21 protein-coding genes and 1 pseudogene are annotated in these 21,405 nt (G+C 71.3%); 14 read left to right on the forward strand and 8 right to left on the reverse strand.

Features of this window, described 5'->3' with window-relative positions; all coding sequences use genetic code 11:
• Window positions 1–2 precede the first annotated feature (2 nt).
• Together tal and tkt are read right to left on the reverse strand one after the other, a co-directional pair.
• Complete coding sequence (tal, locus tag AC2RP6_RS29120; RefSeq protein ID WP_486448866.1) at window positions 3–1,121, reverse strand: transaldolase; 1,119 nt, start codon at window positions 1,119–1,121, stop codon at window positions 3–5.
• Window positions 1,122–1,155: 34 nt separating this feature from the next.
• Window positions 1,156–3,244, reverse strand: a pseudogene (tkt, locus tag AC2RP6_RS29125) (transketolase).
• A gap of 331 nt (window positions 3,245–3,575) precedes the next feature.
• Between tkt and AC2RP6_RS29130 the strand changes: the two are divergent.
• The 3 genes from AC2RP6_RS29130 (at window position 3,576) to AC2RP6_RS29140 (ending at window position 6,119) form a co-directional block, all read left to right on the forward strand.
• Complete coding sequence (locus tag AC2RP6_RS29130) at window positions 3,576–4,517, forward strand: heme o synthase (RefSeq protein WP_486448867.1); 942 nt, start codon at window positions 3,576–3,578, stop codon at window positions 4,515–4,517.
• Window positions 4,518–4,541: 24 nt separating this feature from the next.
• Window positions 4,542–4,901 (forward strand): hypothetical protein, encoded by a 360-nt coding sequence (locus tag AC2RP6_RS29135; protein ID WP_486448868.1) that lies wholly within the window; start codon window positions 4,542–4,544, stop codon window positions 4,899–4,901.
• Window positions 4,902–5,027: 126 nt separating this feature from the next.
• Window positions 5,028–6,119: an amidohydrolase family protein gene (locus tag AC2RP6_RS29140; RefSeq protein ID WP_486448869.1), complete on the forward strand. Its 1,092-nt coding sequence runs from the start codon at window positions 5,028–5,030 to the stop codon at window positions 6,117–6,119.
• Window positions 6,120–6,149: 30 nt separating this feature from the next.
• Here AC2RP6_RS29140 and AC2RP6_RS29145 read toward each other — a convergent pair whose 3' ends face one another.
• From AC2RP6_RS29145 to AC2RP6_RS29160, 4 genes are all read right to left on the reverse strand, one after another.
• The gene (locus AC2RP6_RS29145; RefSeq protein WP_486448870.1) at window positions 6,150–7,109 is read right to left on the reverse strand and encodes a COX15/CtaA family protein; all 960 of its coding nucleotides are present in this window, start codon (window positions 7,107–7,109) and stop codon (window positions 6,150–6,152) included.
• Between the two features lie 34 nt (window positions 7,110–7,143).
• Window positions 7,144–8,277 (reverse strand): hypothetical protein, encoded by a 1,134-nt coding sequence (locus tag AC2RP6_RS29150; protein WP_486448871.1) that lies wholly within the window; start codon window positions 8,275–8,277, stop codon window positions 7,144–7,146.
• A 68-nt stretch (window positions 8,278–8,345) separates the two neighbouring features.
• The gene (locus tag AC2RP6_RS29155; RefSeq protein ID WP_486448872.1) at window positions 8,346–9,113 is read right to left on the reverse strand and encodes an ABC transporter permease; all 768 of its coding nucleotides are present in this window, start codon (window positions 9,111–9,113) and stop codon (window positions 8,346–8,348) included.
• Window positions 9,110–10,036, reverse strand: coding sequence for an ABC transporter ATP-binding protein (locus tag AC2RP6_RS29160; RefSeq protein WP_486448873.1), 927 nt, complete (start codon window positions 10,034–10,036; stop codon window positions 9,110–9,112). Before AC2RP6_RS29160 ends, AC2RP6_RS29155 begins: the two co-directional genes overlap by 4 nt.
• A 357-nt stretch (window positions 10,037–10,393) precedes the next feature.
• On the opposite strand from AC2RP6_RS29160, the gene AC2RP6_RS29165 reads away from it, so the two are divergent.
• The 9 genes from AC2RP6_RS29165 (at window position 10,394) to AC2RP6_RS29205 (ending at window position 18,553) form a co-directional block, all read left to right on the forward strand.
• Window positions 10,394–11,155, forward strand: a complete 762-nt coding sequence (locus AC2RP6_RS29165; RefSeq protein ID WP_486448874.1) for a helix-turn-helix transcriptional regulator — start codon at window positions 10,394–10,396, stop codon at window positions 11,153–11,155.
• The gene (sufB, locus tag AC2RP6_RS29170; RefSeq protein WP_361599162.1) at window positions 11,152–12,567 is read left to right on the forward strand and encodes a Fe-S cluster assembly protein SufB; all 1,416 of its coding nucleotides are present in this window, start codon (window positions 11,152–11,154) and stop codon (window positions 12,565–12,567) included. The genes AC2RP6_RS29165 and sufB overlap by 4 nt, the downstream gene beginning before the upstream one ends.
• A 71-nt stretch (window positions 12,568–12,638) precedes the next feature.
• On the forward strand, window positions 12,639–13,850 hold the full coding sequence (gene sufD / locus AC2RP6_RS29175) for a Fe-S cluster assembly protein SufD (protein ID WP_486448875.1): 1,212 nt from the start codon (window positions 12,639–12,641) through the stop codon (window positions 13,848–13,850).
• The gene (locus tag AC2RP6_RS29180) at window positions 13,850–14,167 is read left to right on the forward strand and encodes a bifunctional 3-phenylpropionate/cinnamic acid dioxygenase ferredoxin subunit (RefSeq protein WP_486448876.1); all 318 of its coding nucleotides are present in this window, start codon (window positions 13,850–13,852) and stop codon (window positions 14,165–14,167) included. The genes sufD and AC2RP6_RS29180 overlap by 1 nt, the downstream gene beginning before the upstream one ends.
• Before the next feature lie 7 nt (window positions 14,168–14,174).
• Complete coding sequence (gene sufC / locus AC2RP6_RS29185) at window positions 14,175–14,939, forward strand: Fe-S cluster assembly ATPase SufC (RefSeq protein WP_486448877.1); 765 nt, start codon at window positions 14,175–14,177, stop codon at window positions 14,937–14,939.
• Window positions 14,936–16,192, forward strand: coding sequence for a cysteine desulfurase (locus AC2RP6_RS29190; protein ID WP_486448878.1), 1,257 nt, complete (start codon window positions 14,936–14,938; stop codon window positions 16,190–16,192). Before sufC ends, AC2RP6_RS29190 begins: the two co-directional genes overlap by 4 nt.
• 22 nt (window positions 16,193–16,214) lie before the next feature.
• Entirely contained in the window at window positions 16,215–16,676 is a 462-nt protein-coding gene (gene sufU, locus AC2RP6_RS29195) for a Fe-S cluster assembly sulfur transfer protein SufU (RefSeq protein ID WP_030027090.1), read from the forward strand.
• Entirely contained in the window at window positions 16,673–17,017 is a 345-nt protein-coding gene (locus AC2RP6_RS29200) for a metal-sulfur cluster assembly factor (RefSeq protein ID WP_030027092.1), read from the forward strand. The genes sufU and AC2RP6_RS29200 overlap by 4 nt, the downstream gene beginning before the upstream one ends.
• 204 nt (window positions 17,018–17,221) lie before the next feature.
• The gene (locus tag AC2RP6_RS29205; RefSeq protein ID WP_486450489.1) at window positions 17,222–18,553 is read left to right on the forward strand and encodes a hypothetical protein; all 1,332 of its coding nucleotides are present in this window, start codon (window positions 17,222–17,224) and stop codon (window positions 18,551–18,553) included.
• Here AC2RP6_RS29205 and AC2RP6_RS29210 read toward each other — a convergent pair.
• Window positions 18,537–19,376, reverse strand: a complete 840-nt coding sequence (locus AC2RP6_RS29210) for a hypothetical protein (protein ID WP_486448879.1) — start codon at window positions 19,374–19,376, stop codon at window positions 18,537–18,539. The genes AC2RP6_RS29205 and AC2RP6_RS29210 overlap by 17 nt on opposite strands.
• A gap of 137 nt (window positions 19,377–19,513) precedes the next feature.
• Between AC2RP6_RS29210 and AC2RP6_RS29215 the strand changes: the two genes are divergently transcribed.
• Entirely contained in the window at window positions 19,514–19,834 is a 321-nt protein-coding gene (locus tag AC2RP6_RS29215; RefSeq protein WP_486448880.1) for a DMT family transporter, read from the forward strand.
• Window positions 19,834–20,382 (forward strand): TetR/AcrR family transcriptional regulator, encoded by a 549-nt coding sequence (locus tag AC2RP6_RS29220; protein ID WP_486448881.1) that lies wholly within the window; start codon window positions 19,834–19,836, stop codon window positions 20,380–20,382. Before AC2RP6_RS29215 ends, AC2RP6_RS29220 begins: the two co-directional genes overlap by 1 nt.
• 71 nt (window positions 20,383–20,453) lie before the next feature.
• Here the strand turns inward: AC2RP6_RS29220 and AC2RP6_RS29225 are convergent, their stop codons facing one another.
• Entirely contained in the window at window positions 20,454–21,344 is an 891-nt protein-coding gene (locus AC2RP6_RS29225) for a winged helix-turn-helix transcriptional regulator (protein WP_486448882.1), read from the reverse strand.
• Window positions 21,345–21,405: the final 61 nt, after the last annotated feature.

A 21,405-nucleotide genomic window follows, 5' to 3' on the forward strand; every position in this document is an offset into this window, starting at 1 on the left:
GTTCAGGCCTCCGTGGGGGCGAGGCGCTGGAGCTCCGCCTCGGTCGACTTCAGCAGGTCGTTCCAGGACGCCTCGAACTTCTCGACGCCCTCGTCTTCCAGCAGCTGAACGACATCGTCGTACGAGATGCCCAGCTTCGCGACCGCATCGAGCTCGGCGCGGGCCTGCTCGTAGGTGCCGCGCACCGTGTCACCGGTGATCTGCCCGTGGTCCGCGGCGGCCTCCAAGGTGGCCTCCGGCATGGTGTTCACCGTGTTCGGGGCGACCAGGTCGTCCACGTACAGGGTGTCCTTGTACGCCGGGTCCTTGACGCCCGTCGAGGCCCACAGCGCGCGCTGCTTGTTGGCTCCGGCGCGCTCCAGGGCGGTCCAGCGGTCCGAGGAGAAGACCTCCTCGTAGGCCTCGTAGGCCAGACGGGCGTTGGCGAGCGCCGCCTTGCCCTTGAGGGCCTTCGCCTCGTCGGTGCCGACGGCGTCCAGGCGCTTGTCGATCTCGGTGTCCACGCGGGACACGAAGAAGGAGGCGACCGAGTGGATCAGGGAGAGGTCCAGGCCGGCGGCCTTGGCCTTCTCCAGACCCGCCAGGTACGCGTCCATGACCTCGCGGTAGCGCTCCAGCGAGAAGATCAGCGTCACGTTGACGCTGATGCCCCTGCCGATGACCTCGGTGATCGCCGGCAGGCCGGCCTTGGTCGCCGGGATCTTGATGAGCGTGTTCGGGCGGTCCACCAGCCAGGCGAGCTGCTTGGCCTCGGCGATGGTCGCCGGGGTGCTGTGCGCCAGACGGGGATCGACCTCGATGGACACGCGGCCGTCCTGGCCGTCGGTGCGGTCGAAGACCGGGCGCAGGATGTCGGCGGCGTCCCTGACGTCCGCCGTCGTGATCATGCGCAGGGCCTCTTCCACGGTGACCCTGCGGGTCGCGAGGTCGGTGAGCTGCTGCTCGTAGCCCTCGCCGCTGCTGATGGCCTTCTGGAAGATCGCCGGGTTGGTGGTGACACCGACCACGTGAGACTGGTCGATGAGCTCGGCCAGGTTGCCGGACGTGATGCGCTTGCGGGACAGGTCGTCCAGCCAGATCGCGACGCCTTCGTCGGAGAGGCGCTTGAGTGCGTCTGTCATGGGATTACATCTCCTACTTGGTTCCGGACCGGCGTCAGCGCGCGGCGGCGGCGAGGGATTCGTTGGCGGCGGCCACCACGTTCTCGGGGGTGAAGCCGAACTCGCGGAAGAGCACCTTCGCGTCGGCCGAGGCGCCGAAGTGCTCCAGCGAGACGATCCGGCCGGCGTCGCCGACGTAGCGGTGCCAGGTCAGGCCGATGCCCGCCTCGACCGCGACGCGCGCCTTGACCGACGGGGGCAGGACGCTGTCCTTGTACTCCTGGCCCTGCTCCTCGAACCACTCGACCGACGGCATCGAGACGACCCGGGTCGGGACGCCCTGCGCCTGGAGCTGCTCGCGGGCCTCGACGGCCACGTGCACCTCGGAGCCGGTGCCGATGAGGACGACCTGCGCCGGGCCGCCCTCGGCCTCGAACAGGACGTACCCGCCCTTGGCGGCGTCCTCGTTGCGGTCGTAGGTCGGCACGCCCTGGCGGGTCAGCGCGAGGCCGTGCGGGGCACCCTTGCCGAACACCTTGGTGTGGCGGCGCAGGATCTCGCGCCAGGCGATGGCGGTCTCGTTGGCGTCGGCCGGGCGGACGACGTTCAGGCCCGGGATGGCGCGCAGCGAGGCGAGGTGCTCGACCGGCTGGTGGGTCGGGCCGTCCTCGCCGAGGCCGATGGAGTCGTGCGTCCACACGTACGTCACCGGCAGGTGCATCAGCGCGGACAGGCGGACGGCGTTGCGCATGTAGTCGGAGAACACCAGGAAGGTGCCGCCGTAGATGCGGGTGTGGCCGTGCAGCGCGATGCCGTTCATGGCCGCGGCCATGGCGTGCTCGCGGATGCCGAAGTGGATGGTGCGGCCGTACGGGTCGGCCTCCGGCAGCGGGTTGCCCACCGGCAGGAACGAGGATTCCTTGTCGATGGTGGTGTTGTTGGAGCCGGCGAGGTCGGCCGAGCCGCCCCACAGCTCCGGGATGACCGCGCCGAGCGCCTGCAGGACCTTGCCGGACGCGGCGCGCGTGGCGACGCCCTTGCCGGTCTCGAAGGCGGGGGAGCTCGTCCTCCCAGCCCGCGGGCAGCTCGTTGGCGTTGATGCGGTCGAACTCGGCGGCGCGCTCCGGGTTGGCGGTGCGCCAGGCGGAGAAGTCCTTCTCCCAGGCGGCCTTGGCCTCGCGGCCGCGGTCCAGCGCCTTGCGGGTGTGGGCGATGACCTCGTCGGAGACCTCGAAGGTCTGCTCCGGGTCGAAGCCGAGCACGCGCTTGGTGGCCGCGACCTCGTCGTCGCCGAGCGCCGAGCCGTGGGCGGCCTCGGTGTTCTGGGCGTGCGGGGCCGGCCAGGCGATGATGGAGCGGGCGGCGATGAAGGACGGGCGGTCCGTGACGGCCTTGGCGGCCTGAAGGGCGGCGTAGAGCGCCTTCGGGTCGAGGTCGCCGTTCTCCTGCTGCTCGACGCGCTGGACGTGCCAGCCGTACGCCTCGTAGCGCTTCATGGTGTCCTCGGAGACGGCCGTCTCCGTGTCACCTTCGATGGAGATGTGGTTGTCGTCCCACAGGAGGACGAGGTTGCCGAGCTTCTGGTGGCCGGCCAGGGCGGACGCCTCGTGCGAGATGCCCTCCTGGAGGCAGCCGTCGCCGGCGACCGCGTAGATCATGTGGTCGAACGGCGAGGTCCCGGGGGCGGCCTGCGGGTCGAAGAGACCGCGCTCGTAGCGGGCCGCCATGGCCATGCCCACCGCGTTGGCGACACCCTGGCCGAGGGGGCCGGTGGTGGTCTCGACGCCGGTCGTGTGGCCGTACTCCGGGTGGCCGGGGGTCTTCGAGCCCCAGGTCCGGAACGCCTTCAGGTCGTCCAGTTCCAGCCCGAACCCGCCCAGGTACAGCTGGGTGTAGAGGGTCAGGGACGAGTGCCCCGCGGAGAGCACGAAACGGTCGCGGCCCACCCACTCGGGGTCCGCCGGGTCGTGCCGCATCACCTTCTGGAAGAGGGTGTAGGCGGCGGGGGCCAGGCTCATCGCCGTACCGGGGTGGCCGTTTCCGACCTTCTGGACCGCGTCAGCGGCCAGGATGCGGGCGGTGTCGACGGCCCGCTGGTCCAGTTCGGTCCACTCGAGCTCTGTGGTGGTCGGCTTGGTGCTCACCGTGGGTCAGGGCTCCTCTCCACATGTTCGTGTCCCGGTGACGAACGGTGCACCGGCGATTCCGAGCCTACCCCCGCAACGGCGTGCAGCTATTCGAGTGCAGGCGGTCCGTCACCGCGCCGCCGGCCCGCGTTCACCCGGTCACGGCGGCCGGGCGCGGCTCGTGCCCCGTATATATGCACGGTCCGATCGGCCCAACACGAAGCGACCCCGGCGCGGGGCGACGTAAGCGCAACGTCTACAGTGGCGTGGTACGCGCAAGCCTCAACCGGGCCTTCATGTTGTGAACGGCCCGCGTCGGGGCTTGCTGGATTCTCTCTCAGGGGTGTGCGTGACGGCCGTCGAATCCCGTCCAGCGGGGGTGCTCGGGACGAGCCCCGGTCAGCGGCCGCTCGGGACCCGCGTCATGGCTTTCGTGGCATTGACCAAGCCGCGGATCATCGAACTTCTGCTGATCACCACAGTGCCGGTGATGTTCCTCGCCGAGCAGGGCGTGCCGTCGATGTGGCTGGTCCTCGTGACCTGCTTCGGCGGCTACTTGTCGGCCGGCGGCGCCAACGCGCTGAACATGTACATCGACCGCGACATCGACGCGCTGATGGACCGGACCTCGCAGCGCCCGCTGGTGACCGGCATGGTCAGCCCGCGGGAGTGCCTGGCCTTCGGCCTCACGCTCGCGGTGGTCTCCACCCTCTTCTTCGGCCTGCTCGTCAACTGGCTGTCGGCGGCGCTGTCACTCGGGGCGCTCCTCTTCTACGTCGTGATCTACACGATGCTGCTGAAGCGGCGCACCGCGCAGAACATCGTCTGGGGCGGCATCGCCGGCTGCATGCCGGTGCTGATCGGCTGGTCGTCCGTCACGAACTCGGTCTCCTGGGCCGCGGTCATCCTCTTCCTCGTCATCTTCTTCTGGACGCCGCCGCACTACTGGCCGCTGTCGATGAAGGTGAAGGACGACTACGCGCGCGCCGGTGTTCCGATGCTCCCGGTCGTCGCGGGCAACAAGGCCGTGTCGCGCCAGATCGTCCTCTACAGCTGGGTGATGGTGGCGGTATCGCTGCTGCTGACCCCGCTGGGCTACACGGGCTGGTTCTACACCGCGGTCGCGCTGGCGTCGGGCGGCTGGTGGCTGTGGGAGGCCCACGCGCTGCACGCGCGGGCCAAGGCGGGCGTGACGGGCGCGAAGCTCAAGGAGATGCGCCTGTTCCACTGGTCGATCACCTATGTGTCGCTGCTGTTCGTGGCGGTGGCCGTGGATCCCTTCCTCCGCTGATTACTCGCCGGTAGCATGACCCTCATGGGAGACACCGCAGACAGCGCGGCCGCCGCAGGCGCCGCGGACAAGAAGCAGGACCGTACCGCCGCGAAGCTGGCCCGGCAGATCGGCGCCTTCGCCGAGCAGCACGGCGGCGCCGAGGGCCAGCTCGCCCACATCGGCCAGGCCGGCACCCGCATCGTGCTCGTGGGCACGGACGGCGGCTGGGGCGACCTGGTGGCCCCGACCTTCGCGGTGGCCCGGCTCGCCGCGGAGAAGGCCGGGCTGACCCTGCACGACGAGTTCGACGGGGAGTTCGCCGCGCGCGTACGGACCGGTCCGTACGAGTGGTCGCGGATGGCCGGCATCCAGCTCGGCGGATCCGCGAACCCGGCCGCCTGACCTCCCCGGACCGGCGTCCGGAGCCGGTGTGGGACCTCGGTCAACAGCCCGAGCAACACCTCACACCCCGCTCACCCGTTAGGACGTGTGGAAGCGCCTTCCCCACGTCCGCAACGGGATGCCCGGATGATCGAAACCCCGCCGCTGGTGGACCAGCACTGCCACGGAGTCCTCCGTACGGAGCTGGGCCTGGGCACCTTCGAGGCCGAGCTGGTCGACTCGGCCGGCCCGCCCGCCGCGGGCACCACCTTCTTCGACACCCAGACCGGCTTCGCCGTGCGCCGCTGGTGTCCGCCGCTGCTGGGGCTGGAGCCGCACGCGGCCCCCGCCCGCTATCTGGCCCGGCGCCGCGAGCTGGGCCCCGACGAGTCCGCGCGGCGCCTGCTGCGGGGGTCCGGGGTCGCCGCCTACCTGGTCGACACCGGGACGGCCGGGGACCTCACCGGCCCCAAGGACATGGCGCTCGCGGCGGGCGCCGAGGCCTTCGAAACGGTCCGGCTGGAGTCACTGGCCGAGCAGGTCGCCGACACGTCCGGGACCGTGGCAGCCTTCCTCGCCAACCTCGCCGAGGCCGTGCACCACGCCGCCGCCGGGGCCGCGGCCTTCTCCTGCGCCCCGGCCCCGGACCGCGCGGACGGCCCGCTCCTCGATCCCGACCCGCCCGGCCCCGGCGAAGTGCGCGGGGCGGCCGGACGGTGGCTGGAGGGGCGGCCGCGCGGCGGAGCCCTGCGGGATCCCGTACTGCTGCGGCACCTGCTCTGGAGCGCGGTGGCGTCCGGGGTGCCGCTCCAGCTGCACACGGGTACGGAGGACCCCTCGGCGCTGACCGGATTCGTACGGGCCACCGCGCGGCCGGGCGCGCGGCTGGTACTGCTCGGCGGACCTCCGCACCACCGGCACGCCGCGCGGCTCGCACAGGCCTTCCCGCACGTCTACGCCGACGCGGGCGCGCACCTCGGACGGACTCCGGCGCGCGCCTCGGCGGTCCTGGCCGACCTGCTGGAACTCGCGCCCTTCGGGAAGCTGCTGTTCTCCAGCGGGGGGCGGCGGCTGCCCGAACTGCACGCGGTGGGGGCCCTGGTGTTCCGGGAGGCACTGGGCCGTGTGCTCGGCGGCTGGGTCGCCGAGGGGTCCTGGTCCTGGCGGGACGCGGACCGGGTGGCCGCGATGGTCGCGGCGGGCAACGCCCGCCGCGTCTACCGGCTGGACCGGCCGTGAGGCCGGTCCGCGGGCGCCGGACCCGTCGGCTCAGACGGAGGACAGCCGGGCGTCGTCCACCGCGGGGACGCCCGCCTCCTCCGACGGCCGCTCGCGCAGGCTCAGGGCGATCCGGAGCACGGCGATCCACACCACGCAGGAGCCCAGCATGTGCACCGCGACGAGGACCTCGGGCACGTCGGTGAAGAACTGCACGTAGCCGATGCCGCCCTGCGCGAGCAGGACGAGCAGCAGGTCACGGGCGCGGGCCCGGGTGTCGCCGGGGGCGTCGACCACGCGCAGCACCAGCCACATCGCGACGGCCAGCGCGCAGACGACCCAGGCGGCGATCGCGTGGACGTGTGCGGTGGCCTCCCAGTCGAACGGCATCCGCTTGATCTCGCTGCTGTCGCCGGCGTGCGGGCCGGAACCGGTGACCACCGTGCCCGCGGCGATCAGCACGAGGGTGGCCGCGATCAGCGCCCAGGACAGCTTGCGGACCGGGCCGGGGACCCGCGGGCGGGGGGCGGTGTCGCCCTCGCCGACGCGGTGCCAGGTGATCGTCGTGACGGCGATCAGCGTGGTGGCGAGCAGGAAGTGCCCGGCCACGCTGTACGGGTTGAGGCCCGTCATGACGGTGATGCCGCCGAGCACGGCGTTGCACATCACGATGGCGAACTGGATCCAGCCGAGCCTGGTCAGCGAGTGGCGCCAGGGCTTGGCCGACCGGGCCGCGACGATCACCCAGCCGACGGCGGCGGAGAGCACGTACGTCAGCATCCGGTTGCCGAATTCGACGGCGCCGTGGAAGCCCTGCTCCTGCGTCACGATCAGGCTGTCGTCGGTGCACTTGGGCCAGGTGTCGCAGCCGAGACCGGATCCGGTCAGCCGCACCGCGCCGCCGGTGACGACGATGGCCACGCTCATGAGGAGCGCGGCGAGCGCGGCCCGCCGGACGGTCCGGGGTGACGGGGTCCAGCGGCTGGCGATGTATGCGAGGGGGTTCAACACGCCCCATATCGTAGGCGACCCCTTGTGCAAAGTTTCACGAGGGGGTGGGGGAGGGGGTGTCGGGTCCGGCGAGCAGCCGGAACCGGGCCCCGGCGGGGTCGCCCTCCTCGTGCCACCACAGGAGGACGCGCCAGTGCGCTGCGTCCCCCGGGTACTCCCGCGAGCGGGTGAACCGGCTGAGTAATTCGCCCGCTACGTCCTCTGCCGTCCTGTTCCTCACCTCTGTGGCGCTGTGCCAGGGATGGGGGAGTGCGTTCCACAGTCCGTCAGCGCCGCGCACGTCGAAGCGCCACACCGCGAGCCACGGGGTGACCTCCAGCATGGTGCGCACCTGTTCGGCGTCGAGGTGCAGCCGGGCCGCGATCTCCGGCTCCGCCACCGACCGGATGCGGGCGGCCACCACGGCCCGGGGCAGCAGCCGTTCGGGCAGCAGACCCCTGGTGCGCAGGCCGACCAGTTCGTCGAAGGCCAGGTGCCGCAGGCGCAGTTCCAGCTGGCGGTCGATGTGGTCGAGGGCCTCCTCGGCGGCCCCGGCCTCCTCCGCGGCCGGGTCCGCCAGCAGCAGCCGGCGGAAGTCGGCCTCCGCGTCCACGGCCCAGGCCACCGCGTCCTCCGTCGCGCCCAGCTCGGCCAGGCGGTCGCCGAGGAACACCTTGGCCTGGGCGAGGCCCCGCCGGTTGACGGCATCGGCCTGGTCGAGTCCCGCCCACACCTCCACGGCGGTACGGGTCAGATCGCGGGCGCGCTCACCGGCGGCTCGGTCCACGGCGCTCGGGCCGTCGCCGGCGGCGGGGCCCAGCGGGTGCCTCGGCAGCCGGTCCGCGTCGCTCAGCGGCCAGGCCAGCCACACGCCGTGGTTGATCAGCCCCCGGGCGTACCAGCGGGCGTACTCCGGGGTGTGCCGGGCGGCCCGTTCGGAGCTGCGCAGGCCCTCTTCGATGGTGGCGAGGGCGCCCGCGCGGTCCCCCGCGGCGAACCGCAGGGCGGCCCGGTCTGCGAGGCGCAGTCCGAGCAGGGCGGTGCCCTCGGGGTCGTCGGTGAGCGTGCGCAGGGCGCCGATCAGCTCGTCGAGGAGCCCTTCCCGCGCCGCCGGATCCGTCGGCGCGGCCCCCGCCCGTACCCGCGCCCATTGGTCGTCCAGCCGAAGAACGGCCTCCCGCTGCACCATGTCCGCCCCCCGGCTTCATGTGTGGAGGCGCCCATCCTCCCGGCTGCGCGGCCGGCAGGGGAAGGGTTTCATTCCCAGCGGAAGAGGCGCGCGGCGGCGCCCAGACCGAGTACGGACCAGACCGCGAGGACGGCCGCGTCGCCCCACGGCAGCCCGGCGCCGTTGCGGAGCACCTCGCGCAGTGCGTCGGACAGGGCCGAGATCGGCAGCAGCTCCAGAACGGACCGGACGGCTTCCGGGAACCTGTCGAGCGGCACGATCACCCCGCCGCCGACCAGCAGCAGCAGGAAGACCAGGTTGGCGGCGGCCAGGGTGGCCTCGGCCTTGAGGGTGCCCGCCATCAGCAGGCCGAGCCCCGAGAAGGCGGCGGTGCCCAGCAGGATGAGCGCGGCGACCGCGAGCGGGTTGCCGTGCGGGGACCAGCCCAGGGCGAGTGCGATCACCGTCAGCAGGGCGATCTGGAGCACCTCGGTGACCAGCACCGAGAGGGTCTTGGCTGCCATCAGCGCCCACCGCGGCAGCGGGGAGGCCCCGAGCCGCTTGAGGACCCCGTAGCGGCGGTCGAAGCCGGTGGCGATGGCCTGGCCGGTGAAGGCGGTGGACATCACGGCGAGGGCGAGGACGCCGGGGGCGAGGAAGTCGACCGGCTCCCCGGCGCCCGTGTCGACGATGTCGACGGCGGAGAAGAGCACCAGGAGCAGCGCCGGGATGATCACGGTCAGGAGCAGCTGTTCGCCGTTGCGCAGCAGCATCCGGGTCTCCAGCGCCGTCTGCGCGAGGATCATGCGGGACACGGGCGCGGCCCCCGGGCGGGGGGTGAACGTACCGGCGCTCATGCGCGCAGCTCCTTACCGGTCAGTTCGAGGAAGACGTCTTCGAGGGTGTGCCGCTGCACCGCGAGGCTGTCCGGCATCACGCCGTTCTGCGCGCACCAGGAGGCCACGGTGGCCAGCAGCTGCGGGTCGACCTCGCCGGTCACCCGGTAGACGCCGGTGGTGACCTCGGCCGCCCGGCTGCCGTCGGGCAGGGCCTTCAGCAGCGAGGCCAGGTCGAGGGCGGGGCGGCCGGTGAAGCGCAGGGTGTTCTCGGCGCCGCCCCGGCACAGCTGCTCGGGGCTGCCGTGCGCGATGACCCGGCCCGCGTCGACGATGGCGACCTCGTCCGAGAGCTGCTCGGCCTCGTCCATGTGGTGGGTGGTGAGGACGACGGTGACCCCGTCGGCGCGCAGTTCCCGTACGAGGTCCCAGGTGGCGCGGCGGGCCTGCGGGTCCAGGCCGGCGGTGGGCTCGTCGAGGAAGACCAGCTCCGGGCGGCCGACGACGGCCATGGCCAGGGCGAGGCGCTGCTGCTGGCCGCCGGACAGCCGGCGGTAGGGAGTGCGGCCGCAGCCGCCGAGTCCGAGGCGTTCCACCAGGATGTCCGGGTCGATCGGGTCGGCGTACAGCGTGGCCATGTGGCGCAGCATCTCGACGGCGCGGGCCCCGGAGTAGACGCCTCCGGACTGGAGCATCACGCCGATGCGCGGGCGCAGGGCCGGGGCCTGGGCGACCGGGTCGAGACCGAGGACGCGGACGGTGCCGGCGTCGGGGCGGTGGTAGCCCTCGCAGGTCTCCACGGTGGTGGTCTTGCCCGCCCCGTTGGGTCCGAGGACCGCGGTGACGGAGGCCTTGCGGACGGTGAGGTCCAGTCCGTCCACCGCCGTCTTGGGGCCGTACCGCTTCACCAGTCCGCGGATCTCCACGGCGGGGTCGTTGCTCATGGTGGGTGAGTCTACGGAGCCGTGGTGCGCGCCCCGGATCGCGGGTCCCGGGGCCGAATCATTCGAACGCCCGGTCGCGGTCACGGCTTTTTTCGGTCCCGTGGTTTCGGGCGGCCCATCCGGTTTCGGTGATCTTTCATGGGGGCCGCGCTGGTGGGCGCCGGAAACCGCCGAGGGTGCAAGAGTGCTGGTGGGAGTGGGGAATGCGGCGCGTCGAGCCCTTTCGCGGGTGAGTGGAATTCCGTCCTCCGAATAACTCTCCGTCGATAAATAAGGTAACCCTTAGTGATGGAGGCCACCAGGCGTGGCGTCCGTCACGGCTTGTCCGGGCTCGGTTAATTACGCAACAATGGTGTTGTGAAATACGGCGAACGGCAGAACGAGGCCCCCCAGGGGGAGCTCGCCACCGGGGAGCGGTCAACCCGCAACCGCGTGGCGCGCTCGATCCTGGACCACGGTCCGTCCACCGTCGCCGACCTCGCCCAGCGCCTCGGCCTCACCCAGGCCGCCGTCCGCCGCCACCTCGACACGCTCGTCGCCGACGACGTCGTCGAAGCCCGTGAGCAGCGGGTGTACGGAGCGCGGACCCGGGGTCGGCCCGCCAAGGTCTTCGCGCTCACCGACTGCGGCCGCGACGCCTTCGACCAGTCCTACGACAAGCTCGCCGCGGACGCTTTGCGCTGGATCGCGCAGTCCGTCGGCGGTGGCGAGCAGGGCGAGGCGGCCGTCGCCGCCTTCGCCCGGTCGCGGATGGAGACGCAGGCGCAGGCCTACCGGGAAGCCGTCGAGGCGGCCGCCCCCGAGGGCCGCACGGAGGCCCTTGCCAGGGCGTTGACGCAGGACGGGTACGCTGCTACGGCGAAGAGCGCTCCCGGTCCGCACAGCGGTGAACAGCTCTGCCAGCACCACTGCCCGGTCGCCCACGTGGCCGAGCAGTTCCCGCAGCTCTGCGAGGCGGAGACCGAGGTCTTCTCCCGCCTGCTCGGGACGCACGTGCAGCGCCTCGCGACGATCGCCCATGGCGACGGAGTGTGCACGACGTTCATTCCGCGAAGCGCGGGCACCACACAGACCGACACATCAGTATCTGCAAGTACGGCCGGGAGGAACCCCGCATGACCACGGAGACCGCTCACCCTGAGCTCGATGGCCTGGGCACCTATGAATACGGCTGGGCCGACTCCGACGCGGCCGGTGCCGCCGCCAAGCGGGGTCTGTCCGAGGACGTCGTCCGCGACATCTCGGCGAAGAAGTCCGAGCCGGAGTGGATGCTGAACCTCCGCCTCAAGGGCCTGAAGCTGTTCGACAAGAAGCCCATGCCGATGTGGGGCTCCGACCTCTCGGGCATCGACTTCAACAACATCAAGTACTTCGTGCGCTCCACCGAGAAGCAGGCCGCTTCCTGGGAGGACCTGCCCGAGGACATCAAGAACACGTACGACAAGCTCGGCATCCCGGAGGCGGAGAAGCAGCGCCTCGTCGCCGGTGTCGCCGCCCAGTACGAGTCCGAGGTCGTCTACCACCAGATCCGCGAGGACCTGGAGGAGCAGGGCGTGATCTTCCTCGACACGGACACCGCCCTCAAGGAGCACCCGGAGCTCTTCCAGGAGTACTTCGGCACGGTCATCCCGGTCGGCGACAACAAGTTCGCCTCGCTGAACACCGCGGTGTGGTCCGGCGGCTCGTTCATCTACGTCCCCAAGGGTGTCCACGTGGACATCCCGCTCCAGGCCTACTTCCGCATCAACACGGAGAACATGGGTCAGTTCGAGCGGACGCTGATCATCGTCGACGAGGACGCCTACGTCCACTACGTCGAGGGCTGCACCGCCCCGATCTACTCCTCGGACTCGCTGCACAGCGCCGTCGTCGAGATCATCGTGAAGAAGGGCGGCCGCTGCCGCTACACGACGATCCAGAACTGGTCGAACAACGTCTACAACCTGGTCACCAAGCGCGCCGTGGCGTACGAGGGCGCGACCATGGAGTGGATCGACGGCAACATCGGTTCCAAGGTCACCATGAAGTACCCGGCCGTCTACCTGATGGGCGAGCACGCCAAGGGCGAGACCCTGTCCATCGCCTTCGCGGGCGAGGGCCAGCACCAGGACGCCGGCTCCAAGATGGTCCACATGGCGCCGAACACCTCCTCGAACATCGTCTCCAAGTCGGTGGCCCGTGGCGGTGGCCGCACCTCCTACCGCGGTCTGGTGGAGATCGGCGAGGGCGCCGCCGGATCGAAGTCCAACGTCCTGTGCGACGCGCTGCTCGTGGACACCATCTCCCGCTCGGACACGTACCCGTACGTGGACGTCCGCGAGGACGACGTGACGATGGGCCACGAGGCCACCGTCTCCAAGGTCTCCGACGACCAGCTCTTCTACCTGATGCAGCGCGGCCTCACCGAGTTCGAGGCCATGGCCATGATCGTGCGCGGCTTCGTCGAGCCGATCGCGAAGGAGCTGCCGATGGAGTACGCGCTGGAGCTCAACCGGCTGATCGAACTGCAGATGGAGGGCTCGGTCGGCTGACCCGCCGACCGCCCCCGAACCGCAGTACAGCGACGATTCTGTAGACGTAGGAAGAGAGCAACACGACAGCCATGGCTGAGGCTCAGAACGCCCCCAAGAACCTGACGGTTCAGGGCGGTACCCCCGCGGCGGGCTCCACCACCGCCGGCGCGATCGCGGTGGCCGCCGAGTCCACCGTCGCCACCCGGATGAGCGCGCCCCCGTCCTTCGACGTGGCCGACTTCCCGGTCCCGCACGGCCGCGAGGAGGAGTGGCGCTTCACGCCGCTCGCCCGCCTCAAGGGCCTGCACGACGGCACCGCCGTCGCGGACGGCGCCATCAAGGCCCAGATCGACGCGCCCGAGGGCGTCACGGTCGAGTCCGTGGAGCGCGGCGACGAGCGGATCGGCAAGGCCGGCACCCCCGTCGACCGCGTCGCCGCACAGGCCTTCTCGTCCTTCGCCAAGGCCACGGTCATCACCGTGCCCAAGGAGACCGTGCTCAGCGAGCCCATCCGGGTCGCCCTGCACGGTGAGGGCGGCACCACCTTCGGCCACACCGTCTTCGACGTGAAGCCCTTCGCCGAGGCGATCATCGTGATCGACCACACCGGCGACGGCGTGCGCGCCGCCAACGTGGACATCCTCGTCGGCGCCGGCGCCAAGGTGACCTTCGTGTCCGTCCAGGACTGGGACGACACCGCCGTCCACACCTCCCAGCACAACGCCCTCGTCGGCCGCGACGCGACCTTCAAGTCCGTCGTCGTCACCTTCGGCGGCGACCTCGTCCGCCTGCACCCGCGCGTCACCTACGCGGGCCCCGGCGGCGAGGCCGAGATGCTCGGCCTGTACTTCACGGACGCCGGCCAGCACCAGGAGCACCGCCTCCTCGTCACGCACGACGCCCCGCACTGCAAGTCGAACGTGGTCTACAAGGGCGCGCTCCAGGGCCAGGACGCCCACGCCGTCTGGATCGGCGACGTGCTCATCGAGAAGAGCGCCGAGGGCACCGACACGTACGAGATGAACCGCAACCTCGTCCTCACGGACGGCGCGCGGGTCGACTCCGTGCCGAACCTGGAGATCGAGACCGGCGAGATCGTCGGCGCCGGCCACGCCTCCGCCACCGGCCGCTTCGACGACGAGCAGCTCTTCTACCTGCAGGCCCGCGGCATCCCGGCCGACGAGGCCCGCCGCCTGGTCGTCCGCGGCTTCTTCGCCGAGCTCGTCCAGCAGATCGGCGTCGACGACATCGAGGAGCGCCTGATCTCCAAGATCGAGGCCGAGCTCCAGGGTTCCGTCTGATGACCTACGTCAAGGCCTGCGCGCTGAGCGAGCTGGAGGAGAACACCCCCAAGCGGGTGGAACTCGACGGCACGCCGGTGTCCATCGTCTCCACCGACGGGGAGGTGTTCGCCATCAACGACATCTGCTCGCACGCGAACGTCTCGCTCTCGGAGGGCGAGGTCGAGGACTGCATGATCGAGTGCTGGCTGCACGGGTCGGCCTTCGACCTGCGCACCGGCAAGCCGTCCGGCCTGCCCGCGACGCGCCCCGTCCCCGTTTACCCCGTAAAGATCGAAGGGGACGACGTGCTCGTCTCCCTCACCCAGGAGTCCTGAGGTATCCATGGCAACGCTTGAAATCCACGACCTGCACGTCTCCGTCGAGGCCGAGAACGGCGCCCGCGAGATCCTCAAGGGCGTCGACCTCACCGTCAAGCAGGGTGAGACGCACGCCATCATGGGTCCGAACGGCTCCGGCAAGTCCACGCTGGCGTACTCCCTGGCCGGTCACCCGAAGTACACCGTCACCGGTGGCACTGTGACCCTCGACGGCGAGGACGTCCTGGAGATGTCCGTCGACGAGCGCGCCCGCGCCGGCGTCTTCCTCGCCATGCAGTACCCGGTCGAGGTCCCCGGAGTCTCGGTCTCCAACTTCCTGCGCACCTCCGCCACCGCCATCCGCGGCGAGGCCCCCAAGCTGCGCACCTGGGTGAAGGAGGTCAAGTCCGCGATGGAGCAGCTGTCGATGGACCCGGCCTTCGCCGAGCGCAACGTCAACGAGGGCTTCTCCGGCGGTGAGAAGAAGCGCCACGAGATCCTCCAGCTGGAGCTCCTCAAGCCGAAGATCGCGATCCTCGACGAGACCGACTCCGGCCTGGACGTCGACGCCCTGCGCATCGTCTCCGAGGGCGTCAACCGCGTCCGCGAGTCCGGTGAGGTCGGCACCCTGCTGATCACCCACTACACGCGCATCCTGCGCTACATCAAGCCCGACTTCGTGCACGTGTTCGCGAACGGCCGCATCGCCGAGTCCGGCGGCGCCGAGCTCGCCGACCAGCTGGAGAACGAGGGCTACGACAAGTACGTGAAGGGTGGCGCGACCGCGTGACACAGCTGCCTGGCCTCCTCGACATCGAGGCGATCCGCAAGGACTTCCCCCTGCTGGATCGTGTGGTCCACGACGGGAAGAAGATCGTTTACCTGGACAACGCTGCGACCTCGCAGAAGCCGCGCCAGGTACTCGACGCGCTGAGCGAGTACTACGAGCAGCACAACGCGAACGTCCACCGCGGCGTGCACGTGCTCGCCGAGGAGGCCACGGCGCTGTACGAGGGTGCCCGCGACAAGGTCGCCGCCTTCATCAACGCGCCGAGCCGCGACGAGGTGATCTTCACCAAGAACGCCTCGGAGTCGCTCAACCTCGTCGCGAACATGCTCGGCTGGGCGGACGAGCCCTACCGGGTCGACCGTGAGACCGAGATCGCCATCACGGAGATGGAGCACCACTCCAACATCGTCCCGTGGCAGCTGCTCGCGCAGCGCACCGGCGCGAAGCTGAAGTGGTTCGGCCTCACCGACGACGGCCGGCTCGACCTGTCCAACATCGAAGAGGTCATCACGGAGAAGACGAAGATCGTCTCCTTCACGCTGGTCTCCAACATCATGGGCACGGTCAACCCGGTCGAGGCGATCGTCCGGCGCGCCCAGGACGTCGGCGCGCTGGTGCTGATCGACGCCTCCCAGGCCGCTCCGCACATGCCGCTCGACGTGCAGGCGCTCGGCGCCGACTTCGTGGCCTTCACCGGCCACAAGATGTGCGGCCCGACCGGCATCGGCGTCCTGTGGGGCCGCCAGGAGCTGCTGGAGGACCTGCCGCCGTTCCTCGGCGGCGGCGAGATGATCGAGACCGTGTCGATGCACGCCTCGACCTACGCCCCGGCCCCCCACAAGTTCGAGGCCGGTACGCCCCCGATCGCCCAGGCCGTCGGCCTCGGCGCGGCCGTGGACTACCTGTCCGCGATCGGCATGGACAAGATCGCCGCGCACGAGCACGCGATCACCGAGTACGCGATCAAGCGCCTCGCCGAGGTGCCCGACCTGCGGATCATCGGCCCCACCACGGCCGAGGACCGCGGCGCCGCGATCTCCTTCGTACTCGGCGACATCCACCCGCACGACGTCGGCCAGGTCCTGGACGAGCAGGGCATCGCGGTCCGCGTGGGACACCACTGCGCGCGCCCCGTCTGCCTGCGCTACGGAATTCCCGCGACGACGCGAGCGTCTTTCTACCTGTACTCCTCTCCGGCCGACGTCGACGCACTGGTCGACGGGCTGGAGCACGTACGGAACTTCTTCGGCTGACGGACGAGGCGACGAGGACGCAGTGAAGCTGGATTCGATGTACCAGGAACTGATCCTGGACCACTACAAGCACCCGCACGGGCGTGGCCTGCGCGACGGCGACGCCGAGGTGCACCACGTCAACCCGACCTGCGGTGACGAGATCACGCTGCGCGTGAAGTACGACGGTGAGACGCTGACAGATGTCAGCTACGAGGGCCAGGGCTGCTCCATCAGCCAGGCCAGCGCCTCCGTACTGAACGAGCTGCTCGTGGGCAAGGAACTGGCCGAGGCGCAGAAGATCCAGGCCGTGTTCCTGGAGATGATGCAGTCCAAGGGCAAGATCGAGCCCGACGAGGCCATGGAGGAGGTGCTGGAGGACGCGGTCGCGTTCGTCGGCGTCTCCAAGTACCCGGCGCGTGTGAAGTGCGCTCTGCTGAGCTGGATGGCGTGGAAGGACGCGACCGCCCAGGCTCTGGGCGACGCGGAGAGGAAGACGGCATGACCGAGAACGCGACGCCCGAGGCGTCGACCAAGCCGGCCACCGAGGAGGAGGTCCGCGAGGCCCTCTACGACGTGGTCGACCCCGAGCTGGGCATCGACGTCGTCAACCTGGGCCTGATCTACGGCATCCACATCGACGACGCGAACATCGCCACCCTCGACATGACGCTGACCTCGGCGGCGTGCCCGCTGACGGACGTCATCGAGGACCAGGCGAAGTCGGCGACGGACGGAATCGTCAACGAACTCCGGATCAACTGGGTCTGGATGCCGCCGTGGGGCCCGGACAAGATCACGGACGACGGTCGTGAGCAGCTCCGCGCGCTCGGCTTCAACGTCTGAGCAGCACCGCTCGCACAGCAGGGCCCCCGGCACGCACGTGCCGGGGGCCCTGCTGCGTGCTGTTCTCCGGGCGGACGGCCGGCGTGCACCTCGTGTTGTCCGTCGTCGCCGAACCTTCTCGACGGCCGCCAGGACGTGGCGCCGCATACGAGAGGACCCTCCGTGACCGTTCGTTTCGCCGCCGGGACCGCCGGCGTCGCCGCGCTGCTGATCGCCGGGACGACCGCGCCCGCACAGGCCGTGACGTACGGGACGCCGACGATCGCGCTGTCCGCGTCCTACCTGTCCGGAGCCGTCGGGGCGACCGGGGACCCGGTCGTGAACGTCACCGTGGGCCAGAGCGGGGCCGATGCCTCCGCGCTGACGGTCAGCGCCTCGGCGTCGAGCAGGGCCTCGGTCGCCGGGACCGGGGACGTCACCGTGACCGGCGCCGGCGCGGTGCGGCAGCTGGCCGTGACCGCACGCGGCCGCGGCTACACCAACCTCACCGTCAAGGTCGCCGGACTGGGCGGGAAGAACGCCACCAGGACGCTGTACTACGCGGCCTCGGCCGCCGTGCAGAACCCGGCGGACGCCCGCTGGCTCACCGGCTCCGCGGACGCCTCGGCCGCCGTGGACGTGGGCGGCGGCTACGCGCTGGTGGCCGACGACGAGTCCAACGTGCTGCGCCTGTACGACCGTTCCCGCTCGGGCGCGCCGGTGAAGACCTGGGACTTCAGCTCCCGGCTCGGCGTCACCAAGGAGGTCGACATCGAGGGCGCGACCCGGATCGGCGACACCGTCTACTGGACGGGTTCCCTCGGCAACAACAAGGACGGCGAGTACAAGGCCCCCCGGAACACGGTGTTCACCACCACCGTGAGCGGATCCGGATCCGGCACGCAGCTGACCTACGGACGCTCCTACACGAAGCTCCGCGACGACCTGGTCGCCTGGGACAAGGCCAACGGCAACCGCTACGGCTTCGCGGCGGGTACCGCAGCCGGCGAGGCCCCCAAGCAGATCGACGGCTTCAACGTGGAGGGGCTGGAGTTCGCGCCGGGCTCCACGACCACCGCCTACCTGGGCTTCCGCGCCCCGCTGGCACCGGCCCTGCCGGGCGGCAGGGCACTGCTGGTGCCCGTGACCAACATCGACCAGGTCCTGGCGAACGGCGCCAAGGCCGTCTTCGGCGCGGGCGTCGAGCTGGACCTCGGCGGGCTGTCCGTGCGGGACCTCAGGAAGAACGCGGCCGGGCAGTACCTGATCCTGGCCGGCTCCTGGGCCGCCGACGACAACTCCGATCCCTACGCCCTCTACCAGTGGGACGGCGTCCCGGGCCACGCCCCGGTCAAGCGGGCCGACCTGCCGACCACCGACCCCGGCGGCTGGGAGGCGATCGTGGACGTCCCGGACCTGACCGCGGCGGGCGCCCGGGTGCAGCTGATCACCGACAACGGGTCCGCGGACCTGTACGGGGACGGCACCGATGCCAAGGACCTGACGCATCCGGAGTGGAAGAAGGCGCGGGCGGCCTGGTTCACGCTGAACCCGTGACCAGCGGCTCCGCCGTGAAGGTCCCGGCGAGGCGCTCACGGCGCAACCGCCGGTCGGCGTAGAGCAGGCCGACGGCCAGCTGCGGGAAGGCCAGCAGCAGGGCGGGCGCGAAGAGGAGCCCGAGGACGCCCAGGGACTGCTGGAAGGCGTACGAGGCGCCCAGCGCCAGGGCGCCCGCCGGGGCCGTCACGGCGAAGGTCCGCCACCAGGCGCCGCGCACCAGGCGGGCCGACCGGCGCAGGGCGGCGGCGGGGCCGAGTCCCTCGTACCCGGCGGCCGTGGGCGCCAGGGCGAACAGCACGGCGAGCCACAGGGCGGCCGGGGCGAGGGGGAGCAGCGCGAGCGGCGGCAGACCGGCGGCGAAGGCGGCGGCGCCCGGCCCGGTGGCGGCGAGCAGGGCCAGCAGCCGGGCGCCGAGCACCGCCGGCGTGCGGGACAGTGCGGCCCGCAGCAGCTCGCGCACGGCGACGGGGCGGCCGAGCACGGCAGGCCGGAGCAGGACCGCGGCCAGTGCGCCGGCCAGTGCCCAGCTGAACAGCAGGAACAGCGCGGTGGCCGGGACGAGGGCGTAGACGAAGGCCCGGCTGCCCGCGGTCCGCGTGAGGGAGGCCAGGGTGGCCGCGCCCGCGACCGCGGTGACCAGCAGCAGTCCACCGAGCTGGCCGAGGAGCAGGGCGCCGACCAGCCGCCCGCCGTACCGGCGCAGCGCGGTGAGGGTGCCGTCGAGGATCTCCCGGGCGGCCAGCGGGCGCAGGGGGATCACGCCCGGCCGGGGAGCACGCGGCGGCAGCCAGCCGCCCTGGTGGGTCCAATGCTGCGCCATGCGCCGCCCGCCCCTTCGTCGCCGTCGCCGTCGCCCGAGGAGGCGCCAGGGTAGCGCTGCGGGCCGCAGGAGTCCCGGGTCGCGCGCGCCTCCTCTCGTGTGTACAGGTGTACGCATCGCTGTGTACCCTTGTACACATGCCCTACGTCCTGCTCGCCGCAGCCATCGCCGCCGAGGTCGCCGGTACCACCGCCATGAAGTACAGCGACGGCTTCACGAAGCTGTGGCCCTCGCTCGGCACCCTGGTGGGATACGCGATCGCCTTCACCCTGCTCGCGCAGACGCTCAAATCCATGTCGGTCGGCACGGCCTACGCGATCTGGGCCGGCGTCGGCACCGCCGCCATCGCCGCGATCGGCATGGTGTTCCTGGGGGAGGCGGCCACCGCCGCCAAGATCGCCGGGATCGCCCTGGTGATCGGCGGTGTGGTCCTGCTGAACCTGGGCGGGGCGCACTGATGCCGCAGGGCGTGCGGCGCTACGACCCCGACCGGCGGCAGCGGATCATCGACGCCGCGATCCGCGTGGTGGGCGCCAGGGGCATCGCCGGGCTGAGCCACCGCAGCGCGGCCGCGGAAGCCGACGTACCGCTGGGCTCGACGACGTACCACTTCAAGACGCTGGACGACCTGCTGGTGGCGGCGCTGCGGCAGGCCAACGAGGGCTTCGCCCGGGCGGTGGCGGACGCGCCGGTGCTCGCAGACCCGGACGCCGACCTGGCCGGGGCGCTGGCCCGCCTCCTGGGGGAGTTCCTGGCGGCGGACCGGGGCCGGGTGGAGCTGGAGTACGAGCTCTACCTCGCGGCCCTGCGCCGCCCGGCCCTGCGGCCGGTGGCCGCCGAGTGGTGCGAGGCCGCGTGCCGGGCGCTGACCCGGCGGACCGACCCGGTGACGGCGCGGGCGCTCGTCGCCGCCATGGACGGCATCAGCCTGCAGGTCCTGCTGACGGACGCCGAGTACGACGAGGCGTACGCCCGCGAGGTGCTGGCCCGCCTCCTGCCGCGCTAGGTCCTGTCGTCAAAGTGGCGCCGGTCAGGCTGCCGGGCGCCGCGGGCCAGGTGCAACTTTGACGACAAAGCCTAGGGGGTGTCCGGCGGGGCGGCGGTGCGGACCGCCGTCAGGGCGGTCCGCACGCTCGCCTCGATGTCGCGGATGGGGTAGACGACCTCGCGCACCACGCGGTCGCGGTCGACGACCAGGGTGAGCCGCTTGATCCGGCTCACCCCCGCGGCACGGAACGTCGGCAGGCGCAGCGCGGTCGTCAGTGCCAGGTCGGCGTCCGACAGGAGCGGGAAGCGCAGCCGCTCCTGCTCCGCGAACTCCCGCTGCTCGTCGGGGCGCTGGGTCGAGACGCCGTGCACGGTGGCGCCGGCCGCGGTGAACTCCGCGAGCTGGTCGCGGTACGTGCACGACTCGAACGTACAGCCCTTGGCGCCCGGGATCCCGGCCCAGCCCGGCGGGTAGGACTCGGCCCGCGCGTATCCGCCCGGGAAGAAGTACAAGACCGTGAACGGGGTGTCCGCCACCGGGTCGCTGAGCCCGCCGAAACGGTCCGGCAGCAGCAGCGGCGGTACCCGCGTGCCGTGCAGCGCGTGCACCCGTTCCGCCTCGCGTGATGCCTCGTCGGTCGTCGCCGTCATCTCTCCGTCTCCCAGGACCCAGGTGTCGCCCCAGTCCTGGAGGGCCACCAGGACGGGCAGCAGCCCCCGCCCGCGCGGGGTCAGCCGGTACTCGTGCCGCACCGGGCGTTCCTGGTACGGCTCGCGCGACAGCACCCCGGCCTCCACGAGCAGCTTCAGCCGCTCCGCGAGCACCTTGCGGGAGACCCCCAGCTCGCGCTGGAGTTCGTCGAAGCGGTGCAGGCCGCGCGCGGCGTCACGGACGATCAGCAGCGTCCACCAGTCGCCCACCACGTCGAGGGCCTGGGCGATGGCGCAGTCCGCGTCGCCGAGGTGTGTGCGCTGGGCCATGGGAACTCCTTCGTCCGTTGACCCAAGGCTGTCATGCTGACATAGTCCGTTCCCAAAAGGA

This window comes from Streptomyces sp. WAC03905 (genome assembly GCF_057371075.1).